This window comes from Yersinia vastinensis (assembly GCF_902726565.1).
Taxonomy (GTDB): domain Bacteria; phylum Pseudomonadota; class Gammaproteobacteria; order Enterobacterales; family Enterobacteriaceae; genus Yersinia; species Yersinia vastinensis.
The window spans coordinates 106,115-124,865 of record NZ_CACVAF010000012.1; the positions used below are offsets into that span (position 1 = coordinate 106,115).

Genomic DNA, 18,751 nt, shown 5'->3' on the forward strand with positions numbered 1-18,751 from the left:
ATTTATTATACATGTTATAGATATTTAATAACTCAATGAGGTGTCATCATGGATTACCGCAATCAATCTCTCGGCGCTCTGGCTATTGCTATCCCACGTGCTACAAAGCTCTTCCGTCAACATCAATTGGATTTCTGCTGTGGGGGCAAGCAAACACTACTGCGGGCAGCCAATAAGCTAAATCTGGATATTGATGAGCTAGAAGCGCAACTGAGTGCATTGCACACCGAACCTCAGTCATCTGAAGACTGGCAGCAACGTTCCCTGACTGACATCATTGATTTTATTATTAGCCGCTATCACAACCGCCATCGCGAACAACTGCCAGAATTGATTCTGATGGCTGAAAAAGTTGAGCGCGTACATGGTGAAAAACCAGCCTGCCCTCGCGGATTGGCGGTAGAACTGATGGCGATTCTCGAAGAACTAACCCAGCATATGTACAAAGAAGAAGAAATTCTGTTCCCGATGATCAAACGCGGCATGGGTTCTCAGGCTGGTGGGCCAATATTTGTGATGGAAGCGGAACACGATGCGGTTGGGCAGCAGTTGGAAGTAGTGAAGCAATTGACACAAAACATGACCCCACCAGAAGGAGCCTGTAATACCTGGCGGGCGCTTTACACCGGCATCAATGAATTCATCACTGACCTGATGGAACATATTCATCTGGAAAACAATTTGCTGTTTCCCCGCGCGCTGAAAGGCGAATAAATTCACAATCAAACGCTATCGCGGTCAATAAATGCAAAAGGGCGACAGATGTCGCCCTCTCTGATATCACTGCATAGGAATATTACAGAATTTCCAGCAGTTCCACTTCAAACATCAATGCACTGAATGGTGGGATGGTTGCACCCGCGCCACGCTCGCCATAAGCCAGATTGTGCGGGATATACAATTTCCACTTAGACCCTACCGGCATCATCGACAACGCTTCAATCCAGCCCGGAATAACACCGCTGACTGGGAACTCTGCTGGCTGGCCACGTTCAACTGAGCTATCAAATACGGTGCCGTCAACCAGACGACCGGTATAGTGCACACGAACACGGTCTTGGCGGGATGGGATTGGGCCTTCACCGGCCTGCAATACCGAGAACTGTAAACCAGATTCTGTCGTGGTGACGTCATCACGCTTGGCATTCTCTTCCAGGAACGTTTTCCCTTCTTCAACCAAAGCCTGTTGGCGCTCAACACGGACTTTATCAGCACGCTCGTGAACTTCACGCAGTGCACGATGAACTACATCAACAGGGACGGTCGGTGTATTCCCTTCCATCGCGTCACGCAAACCTGCCAATAATGCTTCTGGCAATAAACCTTCCAGCCCGGACTCTTGTAATTGCTGCCCGATTTGTAAACCAATTCCGTAGCTTGCTTGCGCTTCAACGCTATCAAAAGAAGGGGTTGTCATGGATTTTCCTTTAGTCGCTAATCATGTCGAAGCCGCCAGCATAACAGCAGCAGGGGAGCGCGGTAAAATCTTGCTTCGTGAATGATGACTTTTGTCGAAGAAAAAGAAACAATGGCAGCATGCTAGCCGATAGGGATATCAGAGTATTCTGTCTTTTAGCATCAACCAGATAGCGACTGCATCAACTTCAAGTAAGAAGGGTTATACTTAGAAGCCTATTGGTACATTGTCATTTTAATATTTATGTTGTTCTACGCAGTTGAAGAGAGGTCACCATGGGCAGAATCGCGCCCAGGAGAAGGAAAAGCACGCGGGTTTATCAACCACTGCTACACACTTGGCTGAGTATCAGGCAGAGGATTTTGCCGGGTGCGAAAACGGCTGATGATCAAAATCTATTGTCTGAAGTCAGTGCATCAGCACCTATTTCTCCCGCCGAGGATATTGCCTCTACTGAAAATAATATCGCCCCTGAACCTGTGACGACAACGTGGCGGGAAGCCGGTATTAAAGGGTTATGGCTGAAAATCTGGCACTTACCAGACAATTTTCAGTGGATGGAACCATTGCCTTTATTCCATCGTCGCTGGGTTATTATTGCGGCGGCAGTCTTGCTGCTAGCCCTGCTATGGCCGGTGTCTCGCGATAACACCGATAACACATTCCCGGTTAGCGCACCGTCGACTGAGATACCGCTACAGGCCCATTTACAGAACGATCTTGATGCTCCGCCACCTCCTACGGTGGCGCCTTCTGTGACACCTGAAGCCACTCCCCCAGTACAGGAGAATTGGCAGAGTTATCAGATTCAATCAGGGAAAACACTGGCGCAGCTATTCCGCGACAATAATTTGCCAGTCAATGAAGTTTTTGCGATGGCACAGGTCGAGGGTAATGATAAGCCGCTGAGTAACCTCAAAGCCGGGCAAGAAGTCAAAATTATGCTGGATGCGCAAGGGGCGGTTGCAGCCCTGACGATTGAAACCACTCGCAATACACAAGTGCTGTTTACCCGGCAAAGCGATGGCAGCTATCGTCGTGATCGTTAAGTACTGCACGCTATAGTCCCTTTCTATCTACCGCCTTATCTTCTTTGATATTGTTGCTGCCTCACTCCCGAATTAGGTTGTTTTCTGGGTGGTTCACGTCATCCATAACACCAACAAATAACCATATTCACAAGGGAGTGATTATGAAATATAAAACACCTTTTTTGCTTCTCTTCTTTACCCCCTTTGGGGCATTGGCTGAACATCATTGCCCTGCAATAAGTGCAATCAAACAGGCAGCACAAATTTACACGGCCACAGGCAATGGGGATGACGAGTGGATTGGGGTATTACAAGAATCTATACCTGAAAACAAAGCAGCGATTAAAGATTTTAGTGAGGCACTTTTAATTATCGATAATGAAAGTGATAAAGATAAAAACGCTATGCAGGGGATATTTCAGAAGTGTACGTACAATTTACATGACGCAGGTCGGCAGGTTGATATGTATTACGGGAATAAAACCTGGCCGGTATCCATCAATGGGAAACCCCACTGGGCCTACCAAAAAACAGCCTTCCTTGAGATTTACCAATGCTCAGGAGTGGCGGCCGAAGAATGTCAATTTGATATTGTAGAGTCTGGCACTACGCCCTAAACTCACTTTGCTCTATGTCAAAAAGCAAAACGCCAGCACGAGGCTGGCGTTTTAGCAGGTTAACAGCAGCGTAACTTACGCTTCTGCAACCACGATCACGTTCAGTTGCGCGAACACGTCGCTGTGTACCTGGAAGTGAACTTCATGATCACCTGTGGTACGCAGAACGCCATTCGGCAGACGAACTTCGCTCTTGGCCACTTCAACGCCAGCTGCAGTGACTGCATCAGCGATGTCGCGAGTACCGATAGAGCCGAACAGTTTGCCTTCATCGCCAGATTTAGATGCGATGGTGACGCTGCCCAGTTCGTTGATTTTAGCTGCGCGAGCTTCAGCAGCAGCCAGAACGCCAGCCAATTTGGCTTCTAATTCTGCACGGCGTGCTTCAAAGAACTCTACGTTTTTCTTAGTTGCCGGAACAGCTTTACCTTGTGGAACCAGGAAGTTACGAGCGTAGCCCGCTTTAACGTTCACTTGGTCACCCAGGCTGCCCAGGTTTGCTACTTTATCAAGCAGAATAACTTGCATTACCTTATCCTCTCAAAGTCGTTAATGGACAGTGGCCGATTACTGATGACGATCAGTGTACGGCAACAAAGACAGGTAGCGTGCGCGCTTGATACAACGGGCGAGCTGACGCTGGTATTTTGCGCGAGTACCGGTGATACGGCTCGGGACAATTTTACCACTTTCAGTGATATAGTTTTTCAGCGTAGCGATATCTTTATAATCAATCTCTACAACGCCTTCCGCGGTAAAACGGCAGAACTTGCGACGACGGAAATAACGTGCCATTTGGCTAGTCTCCAGAATCTATAAATTCAATCTGCTCGGCATGCAGAACCAGTTTGTTTAGCCCATTGCGGCCTTGATGGCAGCTAATGAAGCCTTCAACGGTTAACTGACTGCCGACCGTTATACTGTGAGTTAATGCTTGTGACTTTTGCCCGCTAACGATGATGGGCATTCTGCACCATGTTTGTCGGCTAAATCCGGCTTCCTGCTGTGTTGATCGGTGCTCAAGCACAAATTGACAATGCGGAATTCCAGAAGGACTTACTTTTCGAACCGGTGTCTTGCACACAGTGCCAGAGAGTACCAGACGATTAGTGGTCACCACGGCAATTACTCTTCAGAATCCCCAGCTTCAGAATCATCATTGGCTTCAGACGCGAAGTCGTGACGCTCACGGCGTTCGTCTTTCGCTTTAACCATTGGTGATGCTTCAGTTACCGCGTGTTTTACGCGCATAACCATGCTACGGATAACGGCGTCGTTGAAGCGGAAGTTTGTTTCCAGCTCATCGATCGCTTCCTGCGGAGCTTCAACGTTCAGCAGAACGTAGTGAGCTTTGTGCAGTTTGTTGATCGGGTAAGCCAGTTGACGGCGGCCCCAGTCTTCCAGACGGTGGATCGTACCAGCAGCATTAGTGATAGTTGCACTATAGCGCTCGATCATGCCCGGAACCTGTTCGCTTTGGTCAGGATGGACCATAAAAACGATTTCGTAATGACGCATCGATTATTGCTCCTTACGGATTATTCAGCCTCCTGATAGGGTCAACCGCGGCCCATGGAGGCAAGGAACGTATTTGTGTGCGGCTGAAAAATGACGCGTAACTATACTTGTCGGCGGCTGGAAACTCAAGGACTGACGGGGATTTATTCTTGTACAACGGATTGCGCGACCAAAACCGCACTTTTTGTTCATTAAATAACCAATGTATGTAAAACCATTAGTTTGCTAAATCTTTCAATAAAATCATTAGCTCAACTCAATAATCGTTCATTTTTTTTGACCAAGTAAATCAATTGAAGCGTATTTTTAAATGAACAAAAGCGACTAGAATTATTTACATCCACCGCATAACAAGCGGCGCAACAGCTAGATAAGTTATTCAAAGTATATAAATAAGATATTGGAGTCACCCATGAAAAATACACTTACCATCGCCGCCATCCTGAGCTTTTTCCTTTCCGCCAGTACATTTGCTGCCACGGAAATTACGGCCCAGCAGGCTATGCAACAACAGCGCGTCAGTATTGGAGCACTGTCACTGGGTCACAATGTGATTTCCCCTGACGATGCCACTGCGCAACTCAGTAAATTAGCCGATGAACGTGGCGCAAGTTCTTATCAGATCATCGCGATGCATGAGCCTGGCGACAATAGTTCTATGCACGTTAACGCAGTTCTCTATCGCTAGGATTCAATAAACAAATACAACACCAGAGAAAGCCCGATAAAAAGAAAACCCTCATGCTCAATTCCCCCCGCTTGTCGGGGGTTTTTTATAGGTGTTTGCTGAAAAAACGCACCCCCGCGGACAGCGCGGTAGGGGTAATTTTATGGCCGATGCCCGCTTCGGTAAGATAGGTCAGGTGGTTGTCCCTCCCACTTGCCCTCAGTTCCTGTACTAACCTCGCGCTCTCTGCCGCAGGCACGACATCATCTGCTTCACCATGCCAGACCAAGAGTGGGCGATCAGCAATTTTCTCCAACTGATGAGCAAGATCATAATCGGCCAAAGGTAACAGACGGCGTTGAAATTCTGCCGAGCTGACTTGGCGACCAGCGTTTAATGGAGGAAACAGTGTTTTCGCCAGAGAAGTAAAATAACCTGACCCCATAAAATCGGCGGCTACCCTGACCCAAGGATAGCGAGCAAAAGCCCCCAACGTGGTCATTCCCCCCATCGATGCGCCCGCAACACCAATACGTTCGCCCTCAATCAATCCCGCTTGCTGATAGTGCTGCTTAAGGACGGGTAACTCATCAATATTCGATTTCAAGATCGCCCAGAAATGAGATTGCCGCTCAGTATCATCGCCATTGAAACGTGCACCATGCATATCCGCATCCGGTGCGATTGTGCGAAAGCCCGCTTGAGCAAAAGCATAGGCAAAATAGGAGTAAACCTCTTTTGACGAGGTATAACCGTGATAAAAGAAAATAGTCGGTAATGGCTGCTGGCGCTTACCCACAGGGGCTGCATGGATGACCTCAATACCCTTAATATTTTCCAGCGACATCTCAATCATGGTGAGAATCCTTTGTGTATTAGGCTGGGCATAAACGCGAGAAAGCCATTTATACCGAATAAATTCAGTGTGCCAAAACACAGATATAAAGTCTTAAATCAATTTCTTCCAAGATATTACCCACAGACTTGATGCCACAGAGTTACACTAGAGAAATCACGAACGTGGCAGTAACCGCCCTGCTAACAAAGAGGTAAAGATGAAAATGAAACGCGCGATGCTGTTCTTGGCAATCACTTTGGGGCTTTCGGCTTGCAGTGCTTTTCACGTGACGCCTGTTCCCCCTCCCGCCCCCCAGCCTTATGCACAAGAAATCACCCGCGCCCAAAGTGCTAACTTACAGAAAATGGGCACTATTTCAGCTCAGGTATTTGGCAGCCCGATGGATGTTGAGGCAGAAATTAAGCGCAAGGCTAATGCCAGTGGTGCGCCTTATTATTTGATTATCATGATGTCAGACAGTGTTTACCCCGGCATCTGGTATGCCAATGCATTGCTGTATAAGTAAGAAGGGAGGATCTATTGCCCTCCCGTTGCGCGACTAAGTAAGCGCGCGCAAACCACCTCCGGCAACATATACTGGTCACGATGGTCCAGCGTCATTCGACACCAGGCATCCGCCAATGGTGGTGAGGCAAAACGCAGTAATTGAGCCGCGCAGCACAAATCAAACAGTTGCTGAGTTAAAGCACGCCCTTGCTCTTCTTTGGGGTTTTTCAGCCGCTGCTGTAATTGCCGCCATGCACGGTCAAACAACCGATTCTGTCCACGCACCGGGTAAAACTCTTGCTGCAACATTTCCAGCGCGGTTGGCAGCTTGTGTAATGTGCGCAACACATCCAGACACATAATATTGCCAGAGCCTTCCCAAATGCTGTTTACCGGCATTTCGCGATAAAGTCGCGGTAACTCACTCTGTTCGCAATAGCCAATCCCGCCTAAAACCTCCATCGCCTGCGCAACAAATGCACTGCCCAGCCCACAGACACGATATTTGGCCGCGGGAGTCAGTAATCGGCTGAATATCTGCTCATGGGGATCACCGGTTTTCCCCCAAGCGCTGGCCAAACGCATCAGTAATGCAGTATGGCCCTCTAAGCGCAATGCCATGCGGCTGAGTCCCTGTCGCATCAAGGGCTGGTCTACCAATGCCTTGCCAAAAGCCTGACGCTGCCAAGCGTGATACAGCGCGACAGAGAAAGCCCGCCTCATCAACCCATGGCTACCCAGCGCACAATCAAAACGAGTATATCCGCCCATTTTCAGAATTTGGCGAATACCCTCGCCCTCATCTCCCAATAACCAAGCCGTGGCATTGTCAAATTCAACTTCACTGCTGGCATTGGAGCGATTGCCGAGTTTCTCTTTCAAACGTTCTAATCGAATAGCGTTATAGGTGCCATCTGGCAATATTTTAGGCAGGAAGAAACAGGATAGCCCCCCCTCAGCTTGCGCCAACACGAGGTGCGCATCACTTTGCGGGACGGAGAAAAACCACTTATGCCCAACCAGACGATAAGCTTCGCCCTTGCCGCGCGCATCCAGTGGCTCTGCCCTCGTGGTGTTACTTAACACATCAGAGCCACCCTGCTTTTCTGTCATTCCCATACCAATCAGCAAACCCCGTTTCTGCCCACCGATGACGTGGTGAGAGTCATAACGGTCCGACAGCAGTGGCGGCAGCCAATCTTGAAAAAGTGGGGGAAGCATCTTTTGCAGCAACGGAATGGCACCAAATGTCATGGTTATTGGGCATAACGTTCCCGCTTCTACCTGAGCATGTAAGATAAACCGTGCCGCGCGCGCGACAAAAGACCCTATTCGGGCATCCTCTTGCCAAGGTAAATTGTGTACCCGATGGCTAACCAGTTCTTGCATCAACACATACCAGGCTGGGTGAAAACGCACCTGATCCAAGCGTTGCCCTGCAGCATCGTAACGCAATAACTCAGGAGGATTGGCGTTAGCCAGTCGCCCTAATTCCAGTGATTCCTGCGAGCCAAGTTGTCGCCCTATCTGAGCAAGATCCTCCCCATCCCAGCCAGCATGTTCCCGTATCACCGCTTCCCGCAAGGCCATATCTGACAGAAATAAGTTACTGTTCGACAAGGGCTCAGGCTGATTGAAAACCAAGTGAGTCTGCCACTCCATACCTTCCTCCATTTCGGTACTTAATTACGAAATCAGTATCCATAAATCAGGCTTAAGTATGATGCAGACGGGGTTTTTTGCTGACAGACGCCATCACAGGCTAGGATTTATTCGCTACATCTCACTGATAAAGCTATTAAATTCCCTATATTAAAAATAAAAAACAAAAAGCCAATATCCGGAAATATTGGCTTTTTAAGAAAAATTGTTTATAAAACGAACAGCTTATTGGGTTTTCAGTGCTCGCTGACGCACCGCTTCAAATAGGCAGACACCCGTTGCGACCGACACATTCAGTGAGGAAACACTACCGGCCATTGGAATACTAATTAATTCATCACAGTGCTCGCGAGTCAACCGACGCATACCTTCACCTTCGGCTCCCATCACCAGCGCCATTGGGCCGGTCATTTTGCTCTGATACAACGTGTGGTCTGCTTCACCGGCAGTCCCAACAATCCAGACATTGTGTTCCTGCAACACCCGCAAAGTACGAGCCAGATTCGTGACTTTAATCAGTGGTACATTCTCGGCCGCGCCACTGGCGACTTTCTTCGCGATCGCGTTAAGTTGTGCAGAACGATCCCGTGGCACGATAACCGCATGCACGCCCGCCGCATCTGCGCTACGTAAACAGGCACCCAAGTTGTGTGGATCTGTTACCCCATCGAGCACCAATAGGAAAGGTGTTTCCACACTTTCCAGCAAGGCCGGTAAATCATTTTCCTGATACTGACGCCCTTCACGGACTCGCGCCACGATCCCCTGATGGACACCACCCTCAACTTGTGAATCCAGCCATTGGCGGCTAGCAACCTGAATGACCAAACCGGCAGCTTCGAGTTCGGCAATCAACGGCTGTAGGCGACGATCATCACGGCCTTTCAGAATAAAAACTTCCAGAAAACGTTGTGGATCATTGTCTAACAGGGCTTTGACGGCGTGAATGCCGTAAATAATTTCGCTCATGATGCTCTTTTACATGTGTCGACAGGCAAGAGTATTTGCCTGCCAATGATTAAATTAATGCGGGCGACGAGGGCCGCCCGACAATCAACAGGCCATTACTGGTCGCTGCTGGTTTTTTTCTTTGCGCGCTTCGCCTTGGTGGCAGCGGCAATTTTCTTGGTTTTGGCCGAGGCTCTTTTCGCTTTAGCTTTAGCCTTTTTCTCCGCCTTCGCTTTTTCATCTACTTTGGCGGCAGCATCCGCTGGACGAAAAGCACTGTCCGGCTCAAAGTTTGCTGGCTTTTTAGCACGACGAGGACGTTTTTGCCCATTTCCTGCTGGCGCACCATCACGACGTGACGAACTTGATGCACTGCCACGGCCACCACGGCTAGAGGTATCGCGCATGGTGCGCTGACCATCCGCTTTCTTAGCCTTATCACGCGCAGTTTTACCTTCCCCACGCGGCTTGCGGGTACTTGAAACCAGCGCAAAGTCGATTTTGCGCTCATCCATATGTACCGCCTCTACGCGGATTTCGACGGTATCACCCAAGCGATAAACCTGACCGGAAGATTCACCGATAAGCCGTTGGCCAATATTGTCGTAACGGTAATAGTCATTATCCAGACTGGAAACATGTACCAAACCATCAATGAACAGATCATCCAGACGGACAAAGAAGCCAAAACCGGTAACACTAGCAATAATACCAGTGAAGACTTTGCCTACCTGATCTTGCATGAAGTCACACTTCAGCCAATCAGCTACATTTCGCGTGGCTTCATCGGCACGACGCTCCGTCATTGAGCAGTGTTCACCCAATTGCAGCATATCTTCATATTCACTGTGCCAACCACCGGTCGGTGTCCAGCGCTCTTTAACATTGCCGTGCTCTTTGGCTAACTGGTACTTAATAGCCCGGTGCATTGCCAAATCGGGATAACGACGAATTGGCGAGGTAAAATGCCCATAAGAGGCCAGTGCTAAACCAAAGTGACCACGGTTTTCCGGATCGTAAATCGCTTGTTTCATGGAGCGCAGCAACATGGTTTGCAGCATTTCATGATCCGGGCGATCGGCAACTTCATCCATTAACACCGCGTAATCTTTTGGCTCAGGTTTCAGACCACCACCTAACGTCAGACCCAACTCACTGAGCACACTGCGCAGTGCTGAAATATGGTCGTCACTTGGGCGGTCATGCACGCGGAACAGCGCCGGCTCGTTGTGCTTTTCCACAAACCGCGCGGCAGCAATATTCGCCAGAATCATGCACTCTTCAATCAGTTTATGCGCATCATTACGCATGGTCGGTTCAATGCGCTCAATACGACGCTCTGCATTGAAAATAAACTTGGCTTCTTCTGTTTCAAAGGCAATGCCACCACGCTCCGCCCTAGCCTGATCCAGCACTTTGTACATGGCATGGAGTTCTAATAAATGCGGTACCAGAGGCTTATATTGCTCACGCAGTGACTCTTCACCGTCAATAATGCGCCACACTTTGGTGTAAGTCAGACGCGCGTGAGAACTCATCACCGCTTCGTAGAATTTATAAGATGAGAGCTTACCCTGTGCGGAGATAGTCATCTCGCACACCATACACAGGCGGTCTACTTGCGGATTCAGGGAACAAAGGCCATTTGATAGCACTTCCGGCAACATAGGCACCACTTGCGATGGGAAGTAGACTGAGTTGCCACGGCTGCGGGCTTCATCGTCCAGTGCCGTTCGCGGGCGGACATAATAGCTAACATCTGCAATGGCAACCCACAGACGCCAACCTCCACCGCGTTTTTTCTCACAATACACCGCATCATCGAAGTCACGGGCATCTTCGCCATCAATAGTGACCAATGGCAAATTGCGTAAATCTACTCGCCCTTTTTTCGCCTCTTCCGGTACTTGTTCTTTCAGGTCAGCAACTTGTTTTTCGACCTGTGGCGGCCAAGTGTGAGGAATTTCATGGGTGCGCAAGGCGATATCCACTGCCATGCTAGTCCCCATGTTCTCACCCAACACCTCGACAATTTTACCCACGGCTTTACTGCGACGGGTTGGGCGTTGTGTCAATTCGACCACCACCACATACCCCATACGGGCGCCGCTGATAAATTCAGGTGGGATGAGAATATCGAAGCTCAAGCGACTGTCGTCCGGCACCACGAAACCAACACCGGCATCGGTAAAGTAACGGCCCACAATTTGACTGGTTTTCGGCACCAGTACTCGCACAATTCGCGCTTCACGACGGCCTTTACGATCAGCCCCCATAGCTTGGGCCAGTACCACATCACCGTGGATAGCCATTTTCATTTGTTCTGCGGAAAGGTAGAGATCGTCTTTACTGCCCTCAACCCGCAAAAAACCAAAGCCATCCCGGTGACCAATAACTGTGCCACGTAATAAGTCCAGCCGCTCCGGCAAGGCGTAGCATTGACGACGGGTGAAGACTAATTGGCCATCACGCTCCATCGCGCGTAGGCGGCGGCGCAGTGCTTCTAGAGCCTCTTCACCGGATAAATTAAGTTCATTAGCCAGCTCTTCACGGCTGGCGGGTGTTTCGCGTTTCGCGAGATGAGCCAAAATGAATTCCCGGCTAGGGATCGGCGACTCATATTTTTCTGCTTCTCGTTCCAAGAATGGATCTTGTGACATTGCGGTTCCTCCGTTGTCAGCAGCAGGTCTTATACCCTGCGTACTTGAAGTTGCAGGGGTGTTAGCTGCGCGCTCTCACCCGAATCACTTACTTATGTAAGCTCATCGGGATTCGTTTGCTGGCTGTCTACCTGCAACTCCAAGTTCTTTGGGTATATATTTCTTTGATTAAGAAAAAAACTACTCAACAAGTAATAGCTTGTAGAGCGGGGTATTATCTTGAACCATATCGGCCAAAGTATAGTTATCCAGCTCGCTTAGAAAACTTTGCACCGCCTGATTAAGCACTTGTTTCAGGCGACAAGCGGGTGTTATATGGCAAAAATCACTACTGCAATTAACCAGAGAAAGGGGTTCCAATTGGCGCACAACGTCACCAATACGAATCTGATCAGCCGGTTTCCCCAGCCGAATGCCCCCATTCTTCCCCCGTACTGCAGTGACAAGCCCGACACGGCTCAACTGATTGATTATTTTAACCATATGATTGCGAGACACACCATAGACCTCAGTCACCTGAGAAATGCTGGTCATTTGGCCTTCGGGCAGCGAGGCCATATATGTCAGCGCCCGCAAACCATAATCAGTAAAACTTGTTAACTGCACGTATACCCCTGAGTATCAGTTTACCCGGCTTAAACCCATCTAAGATGACATATATTGGATAGGTTATAAGTACGATGCTAAGTGCTATTTAGAAAACTTATACATTGAATGATAAACCAGCCACAAAGCTTGCGGCTAATCATTTAGGTGACGGGTGGTTTTTTTGATGTAAAAACGGCTTCGAAGGAACAACAAACCGGGCATTAGCCCGGTTTCAGTGTCTTGATAACATAGCGTTGACGATAATATCGTCAATTATGCATCAAATGGGTCGCGCAGGATCATGGTTTCTTCACGATCAGGGCCGGTGGAGATGATATCAACCGGAACACCTGTCAACTCTTCTACACGCTTGATGTAGTTCAGAGCTGCCTGTGGCAACTTGCTGTGTTCTTTCACGCCAAAGGTCGTTTCTGTCCAGCCAGGCATCACTTCATAAATTGGCTCGATACCTTCCCAGCCTTCAGCAGCCAGTGGAGTTGTATCCACTTCACGGCCATCTGGCATGCGGTAGCCAACACAAATCTTCACTTCTTTCAGGCCATCCAGCACGTCCAATTTGGTCATGCAGAAGCCAGATAAGGAGTTGATTTGTACAGCACGGCGCACGGCAACAGCATCTAACCAGCCAGTACGACGGCTACGACCAGTGGTTGCGCCATATTCGTTACCTTGCTTGCGCAGGAATTCGCCAGTCTCATCGTTCAGTTCAGTCGGGAATGGACCTGCACCAACACGAGTAGAATACGCTTTTACGATACCCAGCACATAATCAACATAACGTGGGCCCAGGCCAGAGCCTGTCGCTACGCCACCCGCAGTGGTGTTTGATGAAGTGACATACGGATAAGTACCGTGGTCGATGTCCAGCAAGGTGCCTTGGGCGCCTTCGAACATGATGAAATCACCTTGCTTACGGGCATTATCCAGCAATTCAGAAACATCAACGACCATCGCGGTTAGAATATCGGCGATAGCCAATACTTCATCCAGCACGGTTTGGTAGTCAACAGCATCTTCTTTGTAGTAATGCACCAACTGGAAGTTGTGGTAATCCACAATTTCTTTCAGTTTGATAGCGAAGGTTTCTTTGTTGAACAAATCACCTACACGCAGACCGCGGCGGGCAACTTTATCTTCATAGGCAGGACCGATACCACGACCGGTAGTCCCAATGGCTTTTGCACCACGTGCTTTTTCACGCGCATTATCCAGAGCCACATGATAAGGCAGGATTAATGGGCATGCTTCGGAGAGTAACAGTCGCTCACGTACAGGCACACCGCGTGCTTCAAGTTCTGTCATCTCTTTCATTAAAGCGTCAGGTGCCAGTACAACACCGTTGCCGATGATGCTGGTTACGTTTTCACGCAGAATACCTGAGGGAATTAAATGAAGAACGGTTTTCTCACCGTTGATAACCAAAGTATGGCCAGCGTTGTGACCACCTTGATAGCGCACAACATATTTAGCCCGTTCAGTCAGCAGGTCAACGACCTTGCCCTTACCTTCGTCACCCCATTGGGTGCCCAGTACGACGACGTTCTTACCCATCTCAAAAATCACCAGGTTGCTTAAAAAAGGATTCTAACATCTCATTGGGCTGCTTTCAGTACTTTTTAACACATAACTGCACAATTTTTGTGCTTACATTTAGCCACCCATGCGGCTACGCAACATGTAGTAGATAACTACGCCAGCAACCACTAATCCCCCGCCAAAACGGCGTAAAGTGGTATCAGGTAATTGGGTCATCGCCTGAATCATTTTGCGCCAGGTTTTGGGATAGAGCATCGGACCAAGCCCTTCGAGCACCAAAACCAGAGCGAGCGCTAATAAGATTGTTGAATTCATTGTTTCTCTCAACAGGAAAAAGCTGTCTCAAATAAAAAAGGCCCGTATGAACGGGCCTTACTGTTACGGTCAAAAATGGACTGTCACAACCGCCGTTACGGACGTTTGGTTGAGTTATCCGGCGATCTCATATAGCGGAAGAAATCGCTTTCTGGGCTCAGGACCATCACATCATTACCGCTGCTGAAACTGTTTTCATACGCGCGCAAGCTACGAATGAAAGCATAGAAGTCAGGATCTTTACTGAATGCATCTGCAAACAGACGAGCCGCTTCTGCATCACCGCCACCGCGAGTAATACGCGCCTGACGCTCTGCTTCTGCCAGAGTACGGGTAACTTCATAGTCAGCAGTCGCACGCAACTTCTCAGCTTCTTCCTGACCCTGTGAACGGTGACGACGGGCTACCGCTTCACGTTCAGCACGCATACGCTGGAAGATAGCGTCAGAAACTTCAGCCGGTAAGTTGATTTGCTTGATTCGCACGTCAACCACTTCAATCCCGAGTGCTGCCATGCTGTTTGGGTTAACCGCTGGCTGTTTGCCGCGAGTTTCCTGTTCAACACGCGCTGCCGCAGAAGCAATAGCATCATCCGCTTCAGTCGTCACAGCTTCATCACCGTCACCGACACTACCGGTATTCAATGCATCACGAACATCGGAAGTCAGACGACCACGTGAGTCGGTCACGATATCCCGAACATTCAGGCGACCAATTTCAGAACGTAAACGGTCACTAAACTTACGTTTCAACAGCACTTCAGCCTGAGAGACATCACCACCACCGGTGGCCAAGTAGTAACGGCTGAAATCGCTGATACGCCATTTCAGGTATGAGTCAACAATCAGGTCTTTCTTCTCGTTGGTCACAAAACGGTCGGCTTGGTTGTCCATGGTTTGAATACGGGCATCCAACGTCTTCACTGTTTCGATAAACGGTATCTTGAAGTGCAAGCCTGGCGCATATACCAGAGGCTTGTTATCACTATCACGCAATACCTTACCAAAGCGCAGCACGATGCCGCGCTCACCTTCTTGTACGACAAACAGCGAAGCGTAGAGTGCGACCAACACCACAACGACGATAAGTAAAAAAGACTTACGCATTGGTTATTCTCTCCCTACGCGAGTGGAAGTATCACGCTGAGCATTCACTCGGCGCTGATCCATGATAGAGCCACTGGTTGAACTGGTTGTTGAGTTACTGGCACCAGATTCTTGGCTGCTATTAGCAGAGGAAGGCGGATTCAAACGAATCAGACTTGTGTCTTTACTGCCATCCGCTTGACCTGTAGCACCTTGTCCGCGCATCAGTTGATCCAGCGGTAACACCATCAGACTGTTCCCTTTGTCATTAGCCAGCACTTTGCGGGTATGACCGAGGACCTTCTCCATGGTTTCGATATACAGACGTTCACGGGTGATTTCTGGTGCAGCCTTATACTCAGGCAGCAACTTGGCAAAACCAGCGACCTCACCTTGCGCTTCCAGCACTTTACGTGCGGCATAAGCACGAGCATCTTCTAACAAACGCTGCGCCTGACCATTAGCACGTGGCTGAACTTCGTTGGTGTAGGCTTCTGCTTCACGAATATACTGTTGTTCGTTTTCACGAGCAGCAATCGCATCATCAAATGCTGCTTTAACTTCTTCCGGCGGACGTGCTGCCTGGAAGTTAACGTCGAGCAGAGTAATCCCCATATTGTACGGACGAATGGTTTCTTCCAGTACACGCTGAGTATCGCTACGCACGATGGTACGACCCTCAGTCAGGATTTTGTCCATGGTGTATTTACCGATAACGCCACGTACTGCACTGTCAGTTGCCTGACGCAGGCTGTCATCCGGATTCGTCACGCTAAACAGATAAGCGGCCGGGTCAGTCACGCGATACTGTACGTTCATTTCGATACGGACGACGTTTTCATCAGAGGTCAGCATGACGCCTGAAGCTGCCAATTCACGTACGGATTCAACGTTAACCGGGGTGACTTCATCGATGAAGGTAGGCTTCCAGTTCAAACCAGGTTGCACGATGTGGCTTAATTTACCCAAGCGAGTCACAACACCGCGCTCGGCTTCTTTAATTGTATAGAAACCACTTGCTGCCCAGATAACTACAACCGCAACTACAGCAATACCGACAATACGACCACTGAAACCAGGGCCTCTCGCCGAACCACCGTTATCATTGCCGCTTCCGCCACTTTTGCCACCGAGGCTACTCAGTTTTTTGCTCAGTTTACGGAAGATATCATCCAGATCAGGCGGCCCTTGGTCACGGCCACCTTTATTATTGTTATTTCCGCCAGAGTTGCCGCCATTATTATTGCTGCTCCCCCACGGATCGCGGTCCTGTCCGTTATTACCGGGCTGATTCCACGCCATGTTTTAGCTCCATTCTTCTATGATTGGTTTTCTTCAGGCTAAGAGCACATGCCAAAGAAGCTGGCTCTCAATCTCACAAGAAAGATCAGATATTCCCTTCGCACTTGAAATTGCAGAGGTGTTAGCTGCGCTCATTCACCTGAATCATTTACTTGTGTAAATTTATCGGGATTTATTCACTTGCTGCCGACCTGCAACCCCAAATTCTTCGGGTATAATCAATTAATTAGCCACACTGGATTAATTAACAATATAACTGACCAACTCCTGCTCTTGTTTACAGAGACGACGCCAATCAACGATAGGCATTCTTACCACCATACCGACGCTCCCGTCCTCGTCTATCCACTCTTTTTCAATTGCCTGAAGCTGGTAAAAACGGCTACGCAAACGGCCTGCCTGAGGCGGCAAACGCAATTCAAAGTGTGCGATCTCACCTGAAAGACGCTCCGTCAACGCTTGAAAGAGCAACGGGATACCTGCGCCGGTTTGGGCCGAAAGCCAAACTCTGACTGGCAGATTTTCTTCGTTGCGATCAATTCGCGGGACAAAATCATCCAACAAATCGATTTTATTCATTACTAATAATGTAGGAATTTCATCCGCCTCGATTTCTGCCAATACAGAATCGACCGCGGCCATATTCTCGGCGACCCGAGGATCAGCTGCATCGATAATGTGTAACAGTAATGAGGCTTGCCGCGTTTCTTGTAATGTCGCTTTAAAAGCAGCAACCAGATCGTGCGGCAAATGCCGGATAAAGCCTACCGTATCCGCCAACACTGTATCGCCCACATCAGCCACATTTATACGGCGTAAAGTTGGATCCAGCGTGGCAAATAATTGGTCAGCCGCGTAGACATCGGCTGCCGTAATTTTGTTAAACAGGCTGGATTTACCGGCGTTGGTATAACCCACCAAAGATACTGTCGGAATATCAGCACGGGTGCGCGCACGCCGCCCTTGCTCTCGCTGCTTTGCCACACGCTCCAACCGGCTTAAAATCAAGCTGATACGGTCACGTAACAAACGGCGGTCAGTCTCCAACTGGGTTTCACCTGGCCCTCTTAGGCCAATCCCCCCTTTTTGACGCTCAAGATGCGTCCAGCCGCGTACCAAACGGGTCGCAATATGGCGCAATTGCGCTAATTCGACCTGTAATTTACCTTCATGAGTACGGGCTCGTTGGGCAAAAATATCTAAAATAAGTCCAGTACGATCAATAACCCGACATTCGCATATACGCTCAAGATTTCGCTCTTGCGCTGCGGAAAGGGCATGATCAAACAAGACAACAGACGCGCCACTGGCTTTCACTGCGTCAGCAATTTCTTGGGCCTTTCCCTCGCCAACAAAATACTTAGGGTGCGGTGCTTTGCGACTACCGGTCACAATTTGCAAAGCTTCTACGCCCGCAGACGATACCAGCGCTTCAAATTCACGCAGATCTTCTGAGTTTTTGTCTTGCGAGAAATAGATATGAACCAGTACGGCCTGCTCACCGGCTTCATAACGGTCAAACAAACGTGCAACCTCTCAAACGGATCAAAACCGCTAGTGCGGAGAACATAAGCCCGAATCCGTTGCTTATGCCCCCCGTCATGGTTGACCAGCAATGCGCTTTATTCAGCGTCATCGCTATCCTGCTGCGGCTGTTGCGGCGCAGATGGATTACTACCATGATAATTATTGGTGCTACCACTCGGATTATTGCTGTGATGCGAAACCGGGCGAGAAGGCACTACAGTAGAGATAGCATGCTTATAAACCATCTGGCTGACTGTATTCTTTAACAGAATGACAAACTGATCAAAAGACTCAACTTGGCCCTGCAGTTTAATGCCATTCACTAAATAAATAGAAACCGGAACCCGTTCACGACGCAATGCGTTCAGGAACGGATCTTGCAAAGATTGCCCCTTAGCCATTCTATATTTTCCTTATTTGCTTGTTGTTATTAACTAAGAACCTATCGGCTCGAAAATAAACTGCGTAAAAAAAATCCGCGCGTTGAGTACTAATCAATTGTACACAATCAT

General features: G+C 48.9%; 21 protein-coding genes. 5 read left to right on the forward strand and 16 right to left on the reverse strand.

Translation table 11 applies throughout. The features are described from left to right. Window positions 1-48: 48 nt before the first annotated feature. Complete coding sequence (gene ytfE, locus HUZ92_RS17040) at window positions 49-714, forward strand: iron-sulfur cluster repair protein YtfE (RefSeq protein WP_145580090.1); 666 nt, start codon at window positions 49-51, stop codon at window positions 712-714. 82 nt (window positions 715-796) lie between these two features. On the opposite strand, the gene HUZ92_RS17045 is transcribed toward ytfE, so the two are convergent. Continuing rightward, window positions 797-1,417 (reverse strand): peptidylprolyl isomerase, encoded by a 621-nt coding sequence (locus HUZ92_RS17045; protein ID WP_050099803.1) that lies wholly within the window; start codon window positions 1,415-1,417, stop codon window positions 797-799. Window positions 1,418-1,692: 275 nt separating this feature from the next. Between HUZ92_RS17045 and HUZ92_RS17050 the strand changes: the two genes are divergently transcribed. Both HUZ92_RS17050 and HUZ92_RS17055 read left to right on the forward strand, forming a co-directional pair. Next, window positions 1,693-2,466 carry a LysM-like peptidoglycan-binding domain-containing protein gene (locus HUZ92_RS17050; protein ID WP_050099802.1) on the forward strand — a complete coding sequence of 258 codons (774 nt, stop codon included), beginning with the start codon at window positions 1,693-1,695 and terminating at the stop codon, window positions 2,464-2,466. 143 nt (window positions 2,467-2,609) lie between these two features. After that, window positions 2,610-3,065 carry a DUF3757 domain-containing protein gene (locus HUZ92_RS17055; protein ID WP_050099801.1) on the forward strand — a complete coding sequence of 152 codons (456 nt, stop codon included), beginning with the start codon at window positions 2,610-2,612 and terminating at the stop codon, window positions 3,063-3,065. Window positions 3,066-3,140: 75 nt separating this feature from the next. Here HUZ92_RS17055 and rplI read toward each other — a convergent pair whose 3' ends face one another. The 4 genes from rplI to rpsF are packed head-to-tail and all read right to left on the reverse strand — an operon-like array spanning window position 3,141 to window position 4,583. Continuing rightward, window positions 3,141-3,593, reverse strand: a complete 453-nt coding sequence (rplI, locus tag HUZ92_RS17060) for a 50S ribosomal protein L9 (RefSeq protein WP_004707026.1) — start codon at window positions 3,591-3,593, stop codon at window positions 3,141-3,143. A gap of 39 nt (window positions 3,594-3,632) precedes the next feature. Continuing rightward, window positions 3,633-3,860, reverse strand: coding sequence for a 30S ribosomal protein S18 (gene rpsR, locus HUZ92_RS17065; protein WP_002210155.1), 228 nt, complete (start codon window positions 3,858-3,860; stop codon window positions 3,633-3,635). A 4-nt stretch (window positions 3,861-3,864) separates the two neighbouring features. Then, window positions 3,865-4,185, reverse strand: coding sequence for a primosomal replication protein N (priB, locus tag HUZ92_RS17070; protein ID WP_020282467.1), 321 nt, complete (start codon window positions 4,183-4,185; stop codon window positions 3,865-3,867). Window positions 4,186-4,190: 5 nt separating this feature from the next. Then, the gene (rpsF, locus tag HUZ92_RS17075) at window positions 4,191-4,583 is read right to left on the reverse strand and encodes a 30S ribosomal protein S6 (RefSeq protein ID WP_002210153.1); all 393 of its coding nucleotides are present in this window, start codon (window positions 4,581-4,583) and stop codon (window positions 4,191-4,193) included. A gap of 412 nt (window positions 4,584-4,995) precedes the next feature. Here rpsF and HUZ92_RS17080 point away from each other — a divergent pair, with 412 nt between their 5' ends. After that, window positions 4,996-5,271 (forward strand): YdgH/BhsA/McbA family protein, encoded by a 276-nt coding sequence (locus HUZ92_RS17080; RefSeq protein WP_050099799.1) that lies wholly within the window; start codon window positions 4,996-4,998, stop codon window positions 5,269-5,271. 85 nt (window positions 5,272-5,356) lie between these two features. Here HUZ92_RS17080 and yjfP read toward each other — a convergent pair whose 3' ends face one another. Beyond that, a complete protein-coding gene (yjfP, locus tag HUZ92_RS17085) occupies window positions 5,357-6,106 on the reverse strand; it encodes an esterase (protein ID WP_145580091.1) in 750 nt (249 codons plus the stop codon). Between the two features lie 199 nt (window positions 6,107-6,305). Here yjfP and bsmA point away from each other — a divergent pair, with 199 nt between their 5' ends. Next, a complete protein-coding gene (gene bsmA, locus HUZ92_RS17090; protein WP_050295933.1) occupies window positions 6,306-6,614 on the forward strand; it encodes a biofilm peroxide resistance protein BsmA in 309 nt (102 codons plus the stop codon). Window positions 6,615-6,625: 11 nt separating this feature from the next. On the opposite strand, the gene HUZ92_RS17095 is transcribed toward bsmA, so the two are convergent. The 10 genes from HUZ92_RS17095 to hfq form a co-directional block, all read right to left on the reverse strand. Next, window positions 6,626-8,269 carry an isovaleryl-CoA dehydrogenase gene (locus HUZ92_RS17095; RefSeq protein WP_050140946.1) on the reverse strand — a complete coding sequence of 548 codons (1,644 nt, stop codon included), beginning with the start codon at window positions 8,267-8,269 and terminating at the stop codon, window positions 6,626-6,628. Window positions 8,270-8,482: 213 nt separating this feature from the next. Continuing rightward, the gene (gene rlmB / locus HUZ92_RS17100; protein ID WP_050099792.1) at window positions 8,483-9,226 is read right to left on the reverse strand and encodes a 23S rRNA (guanosine(2251)-2'-O)-methyltransferase RlmB; all 744 of its coding nucleotides are present in this window, start codon (window positions 9,224-9,226) and stop codon (window positions 8,483-8,485) included. A 95-nt stretch (window positions 9,227-9,321) separates the two neighbouring features. After that, entirely contained in the window at window positions 9,322-11,865 is a 2,544-nt protein-coding gene (gene rnr, locus HUZ92_RS17105) for a ribonuclease R (RefSeq protein WP_050099790.1), read from the reverse strand. 180 nt (window positions 11,866-12,045) lie between these two features. Then, window positions 12,046-12,471: a nitric oxide-sensing transcriptional repressor NsrR gene (gene nsrR, locus HUZ92_RS17110; RefSeq protein ID WP_050099789.1), complete on the reverse strand. Its 426-nt coding sequence runs from the start codon at window positions 12,469-12,471 to the stop codon at window positions 12,046-12,048. A 255-nt stretch (window positions 12,472-12,726) separates the two neighbouring features. Next, window positions 12,727-14,025, reverse strand: coding sequence for an adenylosuccinate synthase (locus HUZ92_RS17115; protein ID WP_050099788.1), 1,299 nt, complete (start codon window positions 14,023-14,025; stop codon window positions 12,727-12,729). 99 nt (window positions 14,026-14,124) lie between these two features. Continuing rightward, the gene (locus HUZ92_RS17120) at window positions 14,125-14,325 is read right to left on the reverse strand and encodes a DUF2065 domain-containing protein (RefSeq protein WP_050140945.1); all 201 of its coding nucleotides are present in this window, start codon (window positions 14,323-14,325) and stop codon (window positions 14,125-14,127) included. A 95-nt stretch (window positions 14,326-14,420) separates the two neighbouring features. Then, complete coding sequence (gene hflC, locus HUZ92_RS17125; protein WP_050099785.1) at window positions 14,421-15,431, reverse strand: protease modulator HflC; 1,011 nt, start codon at window positions 15,429-15,431, stop codon at window positions 14,421-14,423. Window positions 15,432-15,434: 3 nt separating this feature from the next. Then, on the reverse strand, window positions 15,435-16,712 hold the full coding sequence (gene hflK / locus HUZ92_RS17130; protein ID WP_050099783.1) for an FtsH protease activity modulator HflK: 1,278 nt from the start codon (window positions 16,710-16,712) through the stop codon (window positions 15,435-15,437). Window positions 16,713-16,952: 240 nt separating this feature from the next. After that, window positions 16,953-18,236, reverse strand: a complete 1,284-nt coding sequence (gene hflX / locus HUZ92_RS17135; RefSeq protein ID WP_050099781.1) for a ribosome rescue GTPase HflX — start codon at window positions 18,234-18,236, stop codon at window positions 16,953-16,955. A 98-nt stretch (window positions 18,237-18,334) separates the two neighbouring features. Next, window positions 18,335-18,640, reverse strand: a complete 306-nt coding sequence (hfq, locus tag HUZ92_RS17140; protein WP_004392473.1) for an RNA chaperone Hfq — start codon at window positions 18,638-18,640, stop codon at window positions 18,335-18,337. Between the last annotated feature and the right edge of the window lie 111 nt (window positions 18,641-18,751).

Coding starts and splice junctions, on each gene's coding strand:
- rpsR (WP_002210155.1), bottom strand. CDS start 3,860: ATGGCACGTTATTTCCGTCGTCGCAAGTTCTGCCGTTTTACCGCGGAA.
- hflC (WP_050099785.1), bottom strand. CDS start 15,431: ATGCGTAAGTCTTTTTTACTTATCGTCGTTGTGGTGTTGGTCGCACTC.
- hflK (WP_050099783.1), bottom strand. CDS start 16,712: ATGGCGTGGAATCAGCCCGGTAATAACGGACAGGACCGCGATCCGTGG.
- rplI (WP_004707026.1), bottom strand. CDS start 3,593: ATGCAAGTTATTCTGCTTGATAAAGTAGCAAACCTGGGCAGCCTGGGT.
- HUZ92_RS17095 (WP_050140946.1), bottom strand. CDS start 8,269: ATGGAGGAAGGTATGGAGTGGCAGACTCACTTGGTTTTCAATCAGCCT.
- HUZ92_RS17055 (WP_050099801.1), top strand. CDS start 2,610: ATGAAATATAAAACACCTTTTTTGCTTCTCTTCTTTACCCCCTTTGGG.
- rpsF (WP_002210153.1), bottom strand. CDS start 4,583: ATGCGTCATTACGAAATCGTTTTTATGGTCCATCCTGACCAAAGCGAA.
- HUZ92_RS17045 (WP_050099803.1), bottom strand. CDS start 1,417: ATGACAACCCCTTCTTTTGATAGCGTTGAAGCGCAAGCAAGCTACGGA.
- hfq (WP_004392473.1), bottom strand. CDS start 18,640: ATGGCTAAGGGGCAATCTTTGCAAGATCCGTTCCTGAACGCATTGCGT.
- HUZ92_RS17120 (WP_050140945.1), bottom strand. CDS start 14,325: ATGAATTCAACAATCTTATTAGCGCTCGCTCTGGTTTTGGTGCTCGAA.
- HUZ92_RS17115 (WP_050099788.1), bottom strand. CDS start 14,025: ATGGGTAAGAACGTCGTCGTACTGGGCACCCAATGGGGTGACGAAGGT.
- bsmA (WP_050295933.1), top strand. CDS start 6,306: ATGAAAATGAAACGCGCGATGCTGTTCTTGGCAATCACTTTGGGGCTT.
- HUZ92_RS17080 (WP_050099799.1), top strand. CDS start 4,996: ATGAAAAATACACTTACCATCGCCGCCATCCTGAGCTTTTTCCTTTCC.
- yjfP (WP_145580091.1), bottom strand. CDS start 6,106: ATGATTGAGATGTCGCTGGAAAATATTAAGGGTATTGAGGTCATCCAT.
- HUZ92_RS17050 (WP_050099802.1), top strand. CDS start 1,693: ATGGGCAGAATCGCGCCCAGGAGAAGGAAAAGCACGCGGGTTTATCAA.
- ytfE (WP_145580090.1), top strand. CDS start 49: ATGGATTACCGCAATCAATCTCTCGGCGCTCTGGCTATTGCTATCCCA.
- rnr (WP_050099790.1), bottom strand. CDS start 11,865: ATGTCACAAGATCCATTCTTGGAACGAGAAGCAGAAAAATATGAGTCG.
- rlmB (WP_050099792.1), bottom strand. CDS start 9,226: ATGAGCGAAATTATTTACGGCATTCACGCCGTCAAAGCCCTGTTAGAC.